General features: G+C 28.9%; 15 protein-coding genes. 2 read left to right on the plus strand and 13 right to left on the minus strand.

Translation table 11 applies throughout. The features are described from left to right. Nucleotides 1-4: 4 nt before the first annotated feature. The 11 genes from MBORA_RS02370 to MBORA_RS02420 all read right to left on the minus strand — a co-directional run bounded on the left by MBORA_RS02370 (nucleotide 5) and on the right by MBORA_RS02420 (nucleotide 9,868). Nucleotides 5-1,141 carry a coiled-coil domain-containing protein gene (locus MBORA_RS02370; RefSeq protein WP_063720178.1) on the minus strand — a complete coding sequence of 379 codons (1,137 nt, stop codon included), beginning with the start codon at nucleotides 1,139-1,141 and terminating at the stop codon, nucleotides 5-7. A 230-nt stretch (nucleotides 1,142-1,371) separates the two neighbouring features. Then, nucleotides 1,372-2,421 carry an aspartate-semialdehyde dehydrogenase gene (gene asd, locus MBORA_RS02375; RefSeq protein ID WP_042691291.1) on the minus strand — a complete coding sequence of 350 codons (1,050 nt, stop codon included), beginning with the start codon at nucleotides 2,419-2,421 and terminating at the stop codon, nucleotides 1,372-1,374. Nucleotides 2,422-2,430: 9 nt separating this feature from the next. Then, nucleotides 2,431-3,252 (minus strand): 4-hydroxy-tetrahydrodipicolinate reductase, encoded by an 822-nt coding sequence (gene dapB / locus MBORA_RS02380; RefSeq protein ID WP_042691293.1) that lies wholly within the window; start codon nucleotides 3,250-3,252, stop codon nucleotides 2,431-2,433. Nucleotides 3,253-3,264: 12 nt separating this feature from the next. Beyond that, entirely contained in the window at nucleotides 3,265-4,158 is an 894-nt protein-coding gene (gene dapA / locus MBORA_RS02385; RefSeq protein WP_042691296.1) for a 4-hydroxy-tetrahydrodipicolinate synthase, read from the minus strand. Beyond that, nucleotides 4,155-5,375 carry an aspartate kinase gene (locus MBORA_RS02390; protein WP_042691298.1) on the minus strand — a complete coding sequence of 407 codons (1,221 nt, stop codon included), beginning with the start codon at nucleotides 5,373-5,375 and terminating at the stop codon, nucleotides 4,155-4,157. The genes dapA and MBORA_RS02390 overlap by 4 nt, the downstream gene beginning before the upstream one ends. Nucleotides 5,376-5,695: 320 nt before the next feature. Continuing rightward, nucleotides 5,696-5,893 (minus strand): 30S ribosomal protein S17e, encoded by a 198-nt coding sequence (locus MBORA_RS02395; protein ID WP_063720179.1) that lies wholly within the window; start codon nucleotides 5,891-5,893, stop codon nucleotides 5,696-5,698. Then, nucleotides 5,880-6,221 carry a chorismate mutase gene (locus MBORA_RS02400; protein ID WP_042691301.1) on the minus strand — a complete coding sequence of 114 codons (342 nt, stop codon included), beginning with the start codon at nucleotides 6,219-6,221 and terminating at the stop codon, nucleotides 5,880-5,882. Before MBORA_RS02400 ends, MBORA_RS02395 begins: the two co-directional genes overlap by 14 nt. Before the next feature lie 320 nt (nucleotides 6,222-6,541). Continuing rightward, the gene (locus MBORA_RS02405) at nucleotides 6,542-7,408 is read right to left on the minus strand and encodes a shikimate kinase (RefSeq protein WP_063720180.1); all 867 of its coding nucleotides are present in this window, start codon (nucleotides 7,406-7,408) and stop codon (nucleotides 6,542-6,544) included. Further along, nucleotides 7,408-8,487: a glycosyltransferase family 4 protein gene (locus MBORA_RS02410; RefSeq protein WP_063720181.1), complete on the minus strand. Its 1,080-nt coding sequence runs from the start codon at nucleotides 8,485-8,487 to the stop codon at nucleotides 7,408-7,410. The genes MBORA_RS02405 and MBORA_RS02410 overlap by 1 nt, the downstream gene beginning before the upstream one ends. A 14-nt stretch (nucleotides 8,488-8,501) precedes the next feature. After that, nucleotides 8,502-9,575: a cobalt-precorrin-5B (C(1))-methyltransferase CbiD gene (gene cbiD / locus MBORA_RS02415; protein ID WP_063720182.1), complete on the minus strand. Its 1,074-nt coding sequence runs from the start codon at nucleotides 9,573-9,575 to the stop codon at nucleotides 8,502-8,504. A gap of 32 nt (nucleotides 9,576-9,607) precedes the next feature. Then, complete coding sequence (locus MBORA_RS02420; protein ID WP_042691304.1) at nucleotides 9,608-9,868, minus strand: thioredoxin family protein; 261 nt, start codon at nucleotides 9,866-9,868, stop codon at nucleotides 9,608-9,610. 102 nt (nucleotides 9,869-9,970) lie between these two features. On the opposite strand from MBORA_RS02420, the gene MBORA_RS02425 reads away from it, so the two are divergent. After that, nucleotides 9,971-12,040, plus strand: coding sequence for a DEAD/DEAH box helicase (locus MBORA_RS02425; protein WP_063720183.1), 2,070 nt, complete (start codon nucleotides 9,971-9,973; stop codon nucleotides 12,038-12,040). Nucleotides 12,041-12,053: 13 nt separating this feature from the next. Here the strand turns inward: MBORA_RS02425 and MBORA_RS02430 are convergent, their stop codons facing one another. Beyond that, entirely contained in the window at nucleotides 12,054-12,350 is a 297-nt protein-coding gene (locus MBORA_RS02430; RefSeq protein WP_042691306.1) for a DUF2098 domain-containing protein, read from the minus strand. A gap of 12 nt (nucleotides 12,351-12,362) precedes the next feature. After that, nucleotides 12,363-12,644: a PRC-barrel domain-containing protein gene (locus MBORA_RS02435; protein ID WP_042691309.1), complete on the minus strand. Its 282-nt coding sequence runs from the start codon at nucleotides 12,642-12,644 to the stop codon at nucleotides 12,363-12,365. A 120-nt stretch (nucleotides 12,645-12,764) separates the two neighbouring features. On the opposite strand from MBORA_RS02435, the gene MBORA_RS02440 reads away from it, so the two are divergent. After that, on the plus strand, nucleotides 12,765-14,426 hold the full coding sequence (locus MBORA_RS02440) for a tRNA uridine(34) 5-carboxymethylaminomethyl modification radical SAM/GNAT enzyme Elp3 (protein ID WP_063720184.1): 1,662 nt from the start codon (nucleotides 12,765-12,767) through the stop codon (nucleotides 14,424-14,426). Nucleotides 14,427-14,438 lie beyond the last annotated feature (12 nt).

Below are 14,438 nucleotides of genomic sequence, written 5' to 3' on the forward strand. Positions count from 1 at the left end.
AGAATTATCTACCTTGTTTTTTCTCTAATCTAAAAGGTGGTACCTTATCAGCAGTTTCATAAGCTTCTTGTTCCTCCTGAAGCTCATTAAAGAAATTATTAATTTCTTCTAACCTTTTAATCTTATCATTTTTCCTATTTAATTCATTTTTAAGATTAATATAATCCTCTTTAGGAATAGTTTGCTCCCTTAAATACGCAATCTCATTATTCTTAACATCGATTTGATTTTGTAAATTATTCTGAAGTGAAATAAAGTCTTCTTTAGGAACAGATTTTTCTTTAATGTGTTTAAGTTCATTAGTTTTTGTAGCAAGCTCACTTTCTAATTTATTTTGAAGATTTATATATTCTTCTTTAGGAATTGACTGTGTTCTTAAATTATCAATCTCATTATTTAAAACATTGATTTCAGATTCAAGTTTAGATTGTAAATTAACATAATCTTGTTTAGGGATGGATTGTTCTCTTAAATTAATAATTTCTGCATTCATAGCATTCATTTCAGATTCAAATTGAGATTGTAAATTAAAATATTCTTCTTTAGGGATTGTTTGTTCTTTTAAAACATCAATTTGTTCTGATTTATAAGATAATTCACTATTTTTAAGTTCAACCTGTTTTTCAAGCTTCATGATTTGATTTTGAGATTCAACATTGTTTTCTAATTTAAGAATTTTAATTTTATACTCATCAATAGTTCTTGAAAGAGAATTAATCTGAGCATCTTTCTCAGCAATACTTTTAAAAGAATCAGTTAATCTCTCATTAACATCAGATAATTCTTTTTTCTTGTATTCCTTTAATTGTTCAGCAAAATATTCCTTAATTTCATCAAGAGAAGTATTTACGTAGTCAAGTTCATAAATTTTATCTTCTTGATTTTTAATTAGAATATCTTTTTCTTCAAGTTGTTTTTTCAAAAGATTGATTTCATCTTCTGCTTTAAATTTAATAACAGAAACTTCTTTTTCCTTCTCTACAATGTCTTTTTCAAGCTCTTTAATTCTTTGTGGAGCATTATTCTTTGATTTTTCAACTTCAATTTCTGTTAAATCAAATTTAAGCTTATTAAGCTCCAACAAACAAGAACGAATTAAGGATTGTAGAGTATCCCGTTCAGCTTCAATTCCTATTTCCATTCTATCCCTTAGTTTAAATTTTATCCCAATTATAGTTTCAAGTTAAAAATCATTAGTAACATTAAAAACTATAAAATATTGTACAATATTATTCCTTAATGTAAATTATAAAACTCATACTATTTAAATTAAACCCTTAAATTAACTAAAATATGAAATAAAAAAGAAATATAAAAAAGAATTAAAAATATAGAATAAATAAAAAAAATAAAAAAATTACTTTAAAAAAATCAAAGTATTATGTCATTAATCAATTCAGCATTCAATAAAGAAGCTCCTGCAGCACCACGAATAGTATTATGACCAACAAGAACATATTTAAATGAATTATCAAAATATTGATCTTTTCTAAGTCTTCCAACACTAACTGACATGCCATTAGAAGCATTTCTATCCATTCTAGGTTGAGGCCTGTCCATTTCATCTTTAACAATTACCGGATTTTCGGGTGCGGAAAATAAATTTAATTCCTGAGGCAATGCTTTGAAATTCGCCATATTATCTTTAACATCATCAATTTCAAATTCATCATCTAACTCGATAAAAACAGACTCGGTGTGACCATCAATAACCGGCACCCTATGACATGAAGCACTTAATTTAAAATCTGCATTAATTACCTCATTACCATCAAAAGAACCTAATAAATGCAAAGTTTCACTTTCCATTTTTTCTTCTTCTTCCCCAATATAAGGTAAAATATTATCTACAATAGCCATTGAAGGTACACCATTATAACCTGCACCAGATACTGCTTGCATAGTTGAAACTCTAACTGATTTAATGTTAAAATTGTCTATAATGGGTTTTAATGTTAATGTTAAAGCTATAGTTGAGCAATTAGGATTTGTTACAATAAAACCATCCCAATTATTTTCTTTTTGTTGAAATTCAATCATGTCCAAAAACTGAGGATTAACTTCAGGAATTACCAGTGGAATATTCTTTTTCATCCTATTAGCACTAGCATTACTAGCAACGACAAAATCTTTTGCAAAATCTCTTTCTACTTTTTCAGCGAATTCAGATGGAAGAGATGAAAAAACAATATCAACATCACTATCCATTGCTTTTGGATCTGTTTCAACAACAATCATATCTTTAACAGATTTTGGCATTTCATCATCAAGATACCAATTTGTAGAATCCTCATATCTTTTACCTGCAGAACGAGATGATGCTGCTAGAGATGTAATTTCAAAATCTGGATGATTATCAAGTAATTGAATAAATCTTTGACCAACCATTCCAGTTGCACCAAGTACTCCTACATTCACCATATTAATCACCTATTTTATACCTAAAACATCATTAATACTACTTACAACCCCACATTTAGCATTTGGAATATATCTAATAGCCCTAATTGCACCTGCAATAAATACTTCCCTAGTATGAGCTTGATGTTTGAATTCAATTCTTTCTCCTTCACCAACAAACATAACGGTATGATCGCCAACAATATCTCCACCACGAATAGCATGAAGACCAATTTCTTCTTTAGTCCTTTTACCAACCATTCCTTTTCTTCCAAATATTCCAACTTCTTCAGGATTACGGTTAAGTTCATTAGCTATTACTTCAAACGCAGTCATAGCAGTTCCAGATGGAGCATCTTTTTTCTGATTGTGGTGAGCTTCAATAATTTCAATATCATAATCATATAACAATTGAGACAAGCTTTTTAATGTATTGAAAAATACATTAACTCCAATTGACATGTTTGATGAAATAACTGCCGGAACATTATTATTTTCAATATTATTAATATTTTCTTCCATTTGTTCATCACTAAATCCAGTTGTTCCAACTACAACACCAACTCCACAAGAAGTAGCTATTTTGATAGTTTCAACAGCAGCATGAGCAATAGTAAAATCGACTAGCACATCAGCTTCTGAAGATTCTAAAGTTTTTCTTAAATCTTGAGACCCAGTAATTTTAACACCAATATCATCAATACCTGCTTTCTGACCTGCATCAATACCAGCTAATGGAGTGTTTGGCATTTCAATAGCTGCTACTACTTCCATGTCATCTAATTCAGAAATTTTTTTAATAATACCAGAGCCCATTCTTCCTGCAGCTCCAGTTACTGCGACTTTTATCATGAAAATACCCACTTAAATTAAATTAGATTCTTTTAAAGCTTTTTTAAGAACTTCAAGATTATTCTCTTTCATATCTATTAATGGTCTTCTTAATGGGCCTGATGGAAGATTCATTAAGTTCATTGCAGTTTTAGCTGGAACGGGATTAGTTTCGATGAAAAGAGCTTTGATTAAATCCATCATTTCATAATGAAGCTCTTGAGCCCTTGTATAATTATCATTTAACATACTATCTACCATCAATACCATTCTTTTTGGATCCACATTTGCAGATGCACTAATAACTCCAGTTGCTCCAAGAGACATTAGTGGTAATGTTAATCCATCTTCCCCAGAAAGTATATTAAAATCTTCTTCAAGGCCCTCATTTAAAAGAGATCCATAAATTTCAGACACTTTAGAAACACTACCACTAGCTTCTTTAATAGCTTCCATATTGTCGATTTTTGCAATCTCTACAATTGTTTCAACATCCATATTTACACCAGTACGTGATGGAACATTATAAGCAATGATAGGAATTTCTGAATATTCACTAAGAGTTCTATAATGTTCTATTAATGCATGTTGTTGTGGTTTATTGTAATAGGGAGTGATAACAAGAGCAGCATCAGCACCGACATCACCAGAAAATTTAATTAAACTAACAGCTTCATCAGTAGAATTACTACCTGCACCAGCTAATGTCTCAACTCTCCCATCAACTTCATCAACTAAAATCTCAATGATTTTGTGATGTTCATCATGAGTTAAAGTAGCTGATTCACCAGTAGTACCTGCTGCAAGTAAACCATTAACCCCATTATCAATTAAAAAGTTTATATTAGACCTAAAACCTTCTTCATCAATTTGTTTATCTGATGTAAAAGGAGTTACCATAGCAACATATGTTCCTTCAAAATTCATTTTAAAACCTCTTTAACTAAATTATATGCTTTTTCACCATCTTTCCAATCAACAAAAACCACTACAGCAGTTTGAGATGAAGTAATCTCAACAATGTTAATATTATTTTTTCTAAGTGGTTCTGTAATGCCTGAAATAATTCCAGGAGTATCAATAATATCTGGACTTACTAGAGTAATCATTGCCGTATCTTTACCAAGTGATAAAGAACTTAATGAATCATCTTCAATGACTAATTGATGTAATTTATGATATGCTTTAATTGAATCATTTTTATCAAGAAAGGCAGTCATTGAATTTTGACCTGCAGAAATGCCAAAGATATTAATATTATTTTCTGCAAGAACTCCTGTTAAATTTGCTAAAAGACCAACTTTTTTAAGCATGCGTTCTCCAACAAGTGCAATAAGAGAAATAGGATTTGGATAAATGGATACTGATTTAAGCATGTCTCCTTCAAAAGGGCCAATTATTTTAGTACCTTTAGTGTCTAAATCACCATTAGCAAAATTAATAATTTTTGCACTAATTAAAGGATCTTTATATTTTAATGCTTGAGGATGTAATACTTGTGCTCCATGTGTAGCTAAATCCATTAATTCTTCTACGGTAATTTCATCTAATAACTCTGCTTCTTCAATTTTATTAGGATCAGTTGACATTACACCATCCACATCAGTAACAATTATAATCTCATCAGCACCTAAACAATGCCCCATTAAAAATGCAGAAATATCACTTCCGCCCCTTCCAAGAGTAGTAATTTCTCCAACTGGTCCTTTTCCTAAAAATCCACAAACAACTGGGATAATTCCTTGATTTATAAGATTTTTAATATTTTCAGATTTTTTACTAGTAGCATCAAAATCTATCTTAGCTTCTAAAGAATTAGAATCTGTAATTATTGGCCAAATATCTTTATAAGGATCTATAACTTCAGATTTAACACCTAAAGATTCAATAGCTGCTGAGAATAATCTAGCACCAGTTAATTCACCCATAGCCATTATTGCTGCCTTTTGACTGTCAGTTAAGCCAGCACCAATAGCATCATTAGATAACTCAATTAACTCATCAGTAGTTTTGTTAACTGCAGAAACAACAGCTACTATTTGATTGCCTTTCATAAACTCATTCACAACAGACTGCGCTGCTTTTTTAATTCTGGAACCGTTGCCTACCGATGTTCCTCCAAATTTTGCGACTATTAAATCCATAAATTCACACCTATTTCTATAAAACTTTTAAAGTTTGACTTATTTTTGAACCAACAAAAATATTCATATATATTTCTATCTAACCTTATTAATAAAGTTTATATTAGTTATTCCAAAAAATTCTTTGATTTATTGTTTTAAAACAGAATATTGAATTTATAAATACCAAACTATTCTAAAATCTTTATTTTAAAAGTTATTTATTTTTTTTAAAGATTATTAACAAAATTAAAATAATAACAAGATAAATCATTGTAAAAAAAATAGGAATGTATTAAAAAAAAGTAATTTATTAAATAAAAAAGAGAATTGAAACAAGATTATTGTTGGGTTTGCTCTAACCTTACAATCCTTGTAACATAACCTGCAATTTTATTTCTTAAATGTTTAGTACTTACAGTAGAATGTTCCATAACTAATTTTTTGTTTTCTTCAAAATCAGCTGTAAAAACACCTTGATGAGTTTCTACAAGTTCTCTTGCTAAACGTTTAACAAATGAAGTTCTAATATTGCCCATTAACATTCCTCCCTAAAATTTCTTTTTGCTCATTTTTACTTAAAATAGTTAGCATATTAACTATTTGATTAATAATATCAACATCAAGCCCATTCTCTTGAGATAGTTTTTCAACTTTTTTATAAATTTCATCTTCCCTGCTTTTATCATAAATTGGTATTCCAATATATTCCTTAGCAAGAGCAATATCCTTTGCAAGAGATGTTCTCTGTGAAATCAAGTTAAATAATTCATTATCAATCTCATCAATGCGATTTCTAGAATTTTTAAGAAGTTTTTCAGCTTCATTTTTATTATTAAAAGATTTAACCTCATAATTAATTTTCAAAAAATCACCATTCGCTGATAATAATGATAATAATATAACTTATAAGAATTCTAGTATATAAATTATATGTTTTAGGTAATTACTTATTAAAAACTATTAAATAACATTATTTAACATCAATTTATTATTTTATTAAACTTCAATAATTCTTTCATCATAGAATATGATAATTAATAGTTTTTTTAGTTAATGTATTGTGAGGAAGGATAATTTCACAATAACAGAAGAATACCTTTTTTATTAACATTATCTTGACAAAATGGAATTATAATCATTACCTAAATTAAATTTAATTTATCGTAAATGCAAAATCATGATAATTATATTACTTTACATCCTACATTATCCACTTTAGTTTCAATTACACGACCATTATATTCACTCCAAGCCTCTTTAATATCATCAATCTTATCTTTGTTACATACTGCAATAAAAGAAGAACCTGTTCCAGATAAACCTGAAGCTAACGCACCAGATTCCAAAGCATCAATAGCTATTTTTGAATCAAAATTTAAGGTTGAACAATATAATAATCCATTTAAAGTAAGTGCTTTAAAGTAATCTTTTTTTTTAGCAAAATCAAAAGCAACATCAACCAAAGGAGCTAAAATTTTCATTCTTGAAGGATTTGAATCAACAGATTTTGAATAAAAATTAGGCATATAAACTAAAATCGAATATTCATCCATTTTTTCACGGATAATAAATTCCCTAGTTTTATTATTTGATACAACAACACCACCAAAGTAAGATGCTGTTGCATCATCAAATGAGCCAGTTATTGTAACATTTGCTTCTATAGATGCATCAATAGCTAAATTAATAATTTCCATATCATTTAAAGCTTTTAAATTAAATTCTTCAGAGATTATTTTTGAAACAACACTAACAATAGCATTAGAAGAAGCACTACTACTAGACAAACCTGAAGCCATTGGTAAGTTAGATTTTGTTTTTAAATCAATACCAAAATCATTTTCATCAATATTATAATAACTAAATACTTTTTTAGCACATATTTCCATTAAAAACGTATCTGCACCAACATCATTTAAGCAAGTTATTGAATTATTTTTAGTCTTTGCAATACAATTAATATCTAAATCAATTCCAAAAGCAGAACCATAACCAGTAGCAATTGCATTTACAATTGTTGCTGAACCTGGAGATCTAATTGTTTTTTTCATCATTTTACCTCATCATAAGGGATATCCACTTTTGAAAAGTCTAAAGCCCTATTTCTTGCATTTAAAGCAAAAATTTCTCTTAATTCACTATTATTTATCACTTCATCAATAGCTTGGGCAATAGATGAAACTTTATTTGGATTCACTAAAAGACCAACATCATCAGTGATAATTTCAGAAATTCCACCAACATCACTTCCAATAACCGCTTTTCCACAAGCCAAAGCTTCAATTAAAACTAAACCAAAACTTTCTGAGAATGACGGTAAAACTAAAACATCACAACTTGGAATAATGTTTTCAACATCCTCTCTAGCTCCTGTAAAAAGCACATCATTAATATTTTCTTCCTTGACTTTTTTATTTAAATCATTGAATAATGGTCCATCACCAACAATAACAAGACAGTAATCACTATTTGCAATTTTTTTAGCTTCAATTAATGATTCAACATTTTTTCTTTTAATTAAATTGCCTAAAAATAATACAATTGGTTTTTTGATATTATTTACATTTTTAAAAGAATAATCTTTTTTATCTAAAAATTTATTGATATCTACTGAATTCCAAGATAATCTAGTCTTATTTGAAATTCCATTAACACCAGTAGCAATAATTTCATGTTTTAATGCATTACTTACGGCTAAAACAACATCTGCATTTTTTAAAACATTTTTAATAGTTGATTTCATGAATGGTTGTTTTTTATACATTTCAAACATGTCAGAACCATGTGCTGTAACATATGTTTTAATTCCACGTTTTTTACCTACATCAACAGCAGCTGCACCTGCAGGAAATAAATAATGACCATGAATAATATCTATATCTTCTTTTTTTAAAAGATCCTCTAGAGCTTTTTTAGCATTTTTTTTAAATAATAATCCTCTTAAGCCTAGAATATTAATCCCACGAGTAGGAATAACATGAATACCATCAATATCTTTAATATCATTATGGGGATAAGTTATTACATAAACTTCATGTCCATTTTTTATTAATTCTTTTGATAATGTATGAATATGAACACCTACACCACCAATATGGGGTGGAAACTGACCAATCATCGCAATCTTCAAATAAAACACCTATTCTAAATAAAATTATCATTTAAATAATTACCTTCCATATCGACAAGAATAACATTTAAATCTAAATCAAATCTTTGTTTACATCTTTCTTTAATAGCTAAAGCAATACTATTCAACACTTCCTTAGAAACGCCCATTTCATCTAAAATAGAAAGCATGTCCTCAGTAGTTTTAGAATCATATAATCGTTTAATATGTTCTAAATCACACCCACATAACGCTGCATGAGTAATCATTATTTCACGTCTACCATCCGCAACAGCATGCTTTGTATCAAAAATTCCTCCAGCTATTTTAACCAATTTACCTAAATGTCCAAAAAATGTGAATTTTTTTATTCCTCTTTTTTCAGCCTCTTCAAACATGAAACCTACAAAATTACCTGTTTGAATAATTTGCGCTTTACTAACATTTAATTGTTTTAAAGCTAATTTTTCACCAATATTTCCAGGTACAAAAACTAAATCTGAAATATCAGATGCAATAGCTACATCTAACTGAGCAACAATAGAATTTTTATAAGCATCACTAGACATTGATCGTGCAATACCTGTTGTTCCAAGAACAGAGATCCCACCAACAATGCCTAATTTTGGATTCATAGTTTTTTTAGCTATTTTTTCCCCTTCAGGGATGGAAATAGTAACTTTAGCTATTTTTCCTCTAGGAAGGTTATTTTCTATATTTTTTTGAATCATTTGGCGAGGAATAGGATTTATTGCATATTCCCCAACTGGAATTTGAAGTCCTGGTTTTGTGATTTTACCAATGCCTTTACCCCCAGTTATAATTACTTTTGAATCTTCACCATTATCATCAAATAATTCAACAGTAGCAACAATAGCTAAATCAACAGTGACATCAGGATCATTATAAGGATTTTTATGAGCAGCAGCACAAGCTTTAAAAGAAGATAACTTTTGACAACTATCAATTATAATATCTAAAGTTTTTTTAGGAGTTTTTACCTTCACACAAGCAATGTCCTGCGATTCTAAAATACAATCAAGAGCAGCTAATGAACAAGCAGTAGCCACAGTACCAGTCGTGACTCCTGTATAATTCTCATCAGTCATATTAAATAAAAAAGAATAAAAAAGGATTGAATCTATAATAATGATTCAATTTTTTCAACAAGCTGATTGTAAGTAGGTGCACCTACAAACTCAACAGCATTATTTACAGCAATTGTAGGAACAGCCATGATTTGATAATCTAAAGCCCTTTGTCTATTAGTTGGATTACTAACATTAAGAACCTCAACATTAATTTTATCACCTAAGCTATCTTTAGCTTTATTAGCGACATCTACTGCACCTGGACAATGAGGACAGGTATCTGATACAAATACTTCAACTTTTATTACCATATAATCACCAGTTCATTTTTGTAACTATTATATAAAAACTAATATATAATATTTTACTTGGATTCAAAATATATTTATTATTATATTAATATAAATTAAAATATGGAAAGTTTAGCAGATAACATCAAAACAATAATACAAAGCGCATATCCTTATATCAAAGACTTCAATCCTGCTCAAAAAGCAGTTATAGAATCAGGATATTTAGAAGATAAATCCAATTATATAATTTCAATCCCCACAGCAAGTGGAAAAACTGTTTTAGGAGTATTACCTGCTTTAAAAACCATATTAAATGGTGGTAAAGCCGTTTATGCTGCCCCATTATTATCAATACAAAATGAAAAAGTAAAAGAATTTAGAGCATTTGAAGAACATGGAATTAAAGTGGGAAAACACCCATCAAGCGCTGATTTATCTGTTATGGTTTTCGAATCCTTTGATACATTAACAAGATTTTCCTGGAATGTTTTGCGTGATGTTGATACATTAATTATTGATGAATTTCATATGATTGGAGAATTTAATAGAGGCCCAACCTTAGAAGCTGCTATTACAAGAGCTAAAATTATTAATCCAAATATGAGAATTATTGCCCTTTCAGCAACACTTAGAAATATTGAAGAAATAGAAGGTTGGCTTGATGGAAAATGTGTTGAACATTATTATAGGCCCGTGCCATTAAATAAAGAAGTGTTAGATGCTGAAATGTTTAATACTAAAAACAAAAATGATGTTATTGTGAAGGTTATTGAAAAAGCAATGAAAGATAATTCACAAGCATTAGCTTTTGTATCAACTAGACGATTTACAGAAAGTTTAGCTACTTATGTTGCTAAAAAAATTAATAAAAAACTTAGTAAAGAACAAAAAATTAAATTTAAAGAAGTATCAGAAAAGATTTTAGAAGTTCCAGAAAAAAAAGGATCTCAGCCAACAACAACTTGTATCAAATTAGCAGAATCCATTGAAAAAGGTGTTGCATTCCACCATGCAGGATTATTTAATGAGCAAAAAGAAATTATTGAAGATGAATTTAGAAATGGGAATATTTTAATGATAACAGCAACTCCAAGTTTGATGTATGGAGTTAATTTACCATCAAAAACAGTTATAATTAGAGACCATACTCGTTGGACTAGTCAAGGCCCACAACCAATTCCTGTTTTTGATTATGAACAAATGTCTGGGCGAGCTGGAAGACCTCAATATGATGATGTTGGATATTCTTATCTTATTGCTAAATCAATTGATGAATCCCAAAATTTAACCGATTTTTATATTAATGGAGAAATTGAACTTACAAATTCAAAATTAATTGATAATAAAGATGCAATTTATAGGCAAATTATAGCTCAAATAGCATCTAGTCTTTCTAAAAATTTAGATGACTTAATTGACTTTTTTGAAAAAACATTATATGGATATCAAATGATTAATAACCCTTCAATGTCACTTTTTGCCAGTGATAGTTTAAAATGGGAACTTGAAAATGCACTACAATTCTTACTTCAAAATGGGATAATAAGAGCAACCCCTGAAGGACTTAAAACAAGCGATTTTGGTGATTTAATAGCTAAATCAAATTATAGTGTTGAAACTGCTGTTAAAATTAAAGAATATATAACTTATATGGATGAACTTAAAGCTGAAGAATTTATTTATGCATTAGCTGAAACTCCAGATTTACCATTAATTACATTTAAAGGAAGAAAAAGTAAAGATCCAGTACGTGAAAAACTCTCAGAATATGGATTATTTGCAGTAGATATCGGAAATCCTGAGGCAACATCTGTTTCATTAATTGAATGGATTAATGAAAGAAGTGAATATGAAATTGAAAATAAATACAATGTTTACTCTGCTTCTACTAGAAGATCTGCATATGAAGCATCACGACTTGTTAGATTTGCTAAAAATACTGCAGAAGTCCTTGGAGATTATTCTAATTTAAAATATTTCGATTTTTTATCTGCAAGACTTTACTATGGCGTGAAAGAAGAATTAATACCATTAGTGGTTGGTGTTAAACGACTTGGTAGAAAAAGAGCTAGAAATATAGTTAATGTCTTTGGAGAAGATTTAAGACATGTTTCCGAAAAAGAGCTTCAAAAGGTAGATGGGGTGGGTCCTAAACTAGCTAAAAATATAAAAACTTTTGTAAATAATTAAAAGAAAGTGGAAATTATCCTCCACCTTCAGCAACATTAGAATCTAATTCAACATTTTCTAAATCCAATGCTTTTTCTTTTAAAGCTTCAATATCCATTTCATCATCATTTGAATCATGTTTTGTTTTCAAATCTTTTTCATCTAATAATTCTAATAATGATGAACGATACCATAAATCTGTTTTACCAATTTTCACCCAATCAATGCCATCTTCTGTTTTTACATCAACAACTTTACCAATTGTTCCAGTATCAACATATCTAACATGAGATTCCATGGTGATTTCTTTTTCTCGGGCATCTAAAACCATGATAAAACCTGTTTATTTCTCATCAGCATCTTCAATTTCAATTTGTTGTGCTTCTATTTCATCTGCTTTTTCATTAAAATCGATTTCTTTGTTTAAGATAATGTATGCACCAATTGTTTTAATGTCATCAAAACTAATTTCAAGTTCATCTGTTGTAAAAATATTTTTTTTCAAAGTTAAAACAACAGTCTCAATTTTACCAGTTTCTTTATTGAAATCAATGTCAGATACACGACCTACTTCATAAGCATCTTTATCTAAAACAATTGTATCTATAAATTCTTTAATACGCATTGTATCACCTAAAAATTTATCATTCAATTTAATCTTTGAAACACTTAATATAAAACACTAACTATTTAATTAATATAAACATATAAAAGTAACTATTAAATCTAAATGGTGAAAAATAATATGGAAAAAGCCTGTCGAATAATAATAGATGATATTATTAGCGGGAAAATATCCACTAAACAAGAGTTAGAAATTGAAAAAAGGCAACTTTGCCGTGAATTAAAATTAAATAAGTTCATGAGTAATGCAGATATTTTAGAATTTACAACTCCTCAAGAAAAAGAAATTGTGTCAAGTATCTTAAAGAAGAAACCAACAAGAACCTTGTCTGGTGTTGCAATAGTGGCAGTAATGTGCCATCCTCATGAATGTCCTCATGGAAGATGTTTATATTGTCCAAAAAGTAATACTGCGCCGCCCAGTTATACTGGTGAAGAACCTGCTGCTTTAAGAGGAAGAATGTATGAATTTCATCCATATATCCAATGTTTTAACAGATTAAAACAATTGAAAAAAATTGGCCATCCAATTGACAAAGTAGAATTAATCATAATGGGTGGAACATTCTCTTCACGAGATATATGTTATCAACAATGGTTTGTTTCACAATGTTTAAAAGCAATGGTGGATTTTGGTCTAATAATTGAAAACAAACCCAACAACCAGGATTATGAATTAAATCCTTTAGAAATAAAATCTTTTGAAAAAAATATTTTAAAAACATATCCTCCAAATGATTATGTTTTAATAAATAATGTTCAAAGGGCTAATGAAAATTCAAAAGTCAGATGTGTTGGAATGACCTTTGAAACACGTCCCGATTTTTGTAAAAAAGAACATATTAATAGAATGTTGGAATTTGGAGTTACAAGAGTAGAACTTGGAGTTCAAACATTATCTGATGATTTATACAACAAAATAAAACGCGGCCACACAATAGCTGATGTTATCGAGTCAAATCAACTTTTAAGAGATTCTTCAATAAAGGTAGCTATGCATATGATGCCTGGCTTATTTGCAGATGAAAAAGAAGATTTAAACATGTTTAAACAATTATTTAATGATGATAATTTTAAACCAGACATGCTTAAAATTTATCCTTGCCTTGTTACTAAAGGTAGTGAATTATATGATTTATGGAAAACTGGTGAATATACACCTTATAACGATGAAGAAGCAGTTGATTTAATCGTTAAAATTAAAAAAATTCTTCCAAAATGGGTAAGAACTATGAGAATTCAAAGAGATATTCCATCTACCTTAATTGAAGCTGGTGTTAAAAAATCAAATCTTGGAGAACTTGTTTATAACAAATTAGACCAGAAGCATATAAACTGCCAATGTATACGTTGTCGTGAAATTGGACATAAAAAAACAACACAACAATATGATTTTGATGATTTTAAACTATTTAAAGAAAATTATTCTGCATGTAACGGAATAGAACACTTTTTATCTATTGAAGATAAAAATGAAGAAAGTATTGCTGGATTTTTAAGACTCCGACTCCCTTCTAAGAATCATTTTAGAAAAGAAATAACCGATAAAACTGCTCTTATAAGAGAGTTGCATGTTTATGGCAATATGATTGAAATTGGAGATAAAAATAAAAATATTGGTCAACATACAGGATTTGGAGAAAAGCTTCTAAAGGAAGCTGAAAATATAGCTATGGATAATGGAAAAGAAGAAGTAGCTATTATAAGTGGAATTGGATCTAGAAATTATTATCGGAAATTTGGATATGAAAGAGTAGGTCCATATATGATTAGAAAATTATAAATATATAATTCG

Origin of the sequence: Methanobrevibacter oralis, assembly GCF_001639275.1 — an archaeon.
Lineage (GTDB): Archaea > Methanobacteriota > Methanobacteria > Methanobacteriales > Methanobacteriaceae > Methanocatella > Methanocatella oralis.

Bases quoted from the DNA above. Each gene is read 5' to 3' on its own strand.
- MBORA_RS02370 (WP_063720178.1), bottom strand. From the start codon at position 1,141: ATGGAAATAGGAATTGAAGCTGAACGGGATACTCTACAATCCTTAATT.
- asd (WP_042691291.1), bottom strand. From the start codon at position 2,421: ATGGTGAATGTAGGAGTACTTGGTGCAACTGGAATGGTTGGTCAAAGA.
- dapB (WP_042691293.1), bottom strand. From the start codon at position 3,252: ATGATAAAAGTCGCAGTAACTGGAGCTGCAGGAAGAATGGGCTCTGGT.
- dapA (WP_042691296.1), bottom strand. From the start codon at position 4,158: ATGAATTTTGAAGGAACATATGTTGCTATGGTAACTCCTTTTACATCA.
- MBORA_RS02390 (WP_042691298.1), bottom strand. From the start codon at position 5,375: ATGGATTTAATAGTCGCAAAATTTGGAGGAACATCGGTAGGCAACGGT.
- MBORA_RS02395 (WP_063720179.1), bottom strand. From the start codon at position 5,893: ATGGGCAATATTAGAACTTCATTTGTTAAACGTTTAGCAAGAGAACTT.
- MBORA_RS02405 (WP_063720180.1), bottom strand. From the start codon at position 7,408: ATGAAAAAAACAATTAGATCTCCAGGTTCAGCAACAATTGTAAATGCA.
- cbiD (WP_063720182.1), bottom strand. From the start codon at position 9,575: ATGACTGATGAGAATTATACAGGAGTCACGACTGGTACTGTGGCTACT.
- MBORA_RS02420 (WP_042691304.1), bottom strand. From the start codon at position 9,868: ATGGTAATAAAAGTTGAAGTATTTGTATCAGATACCTGTCCTCATTGT.
- MBORA_RS02425 (WP_063720183.1), top strand. From the start codon at position 9,971: ATGGAAAGTTTAGCAGATAACATCAAAACAATAATACAAAGCGCATAT.
- MBORA_RS02430 (WP_042691306.1), bottom strand. From the start codon at position 12,350: ATGGTTTTAGATGCCCGAGAAAAAGAAATCACCATGGAATCTCATGTT.
- MBORA_RS02435 (WP_042691309.1), bottom strand. From the start codon at position 12,644: ATGCGTATTAAAGAATTTATAGATACAATTGTTTTAGATAAAGATGCT.
- MBORA_RS02440 (WP_063720184.1), top strand. From the start codon at position 12,765: ATGGAAAAAGCCTGTCGAATAATAATAGATGATATTATTAGCGGGAAA.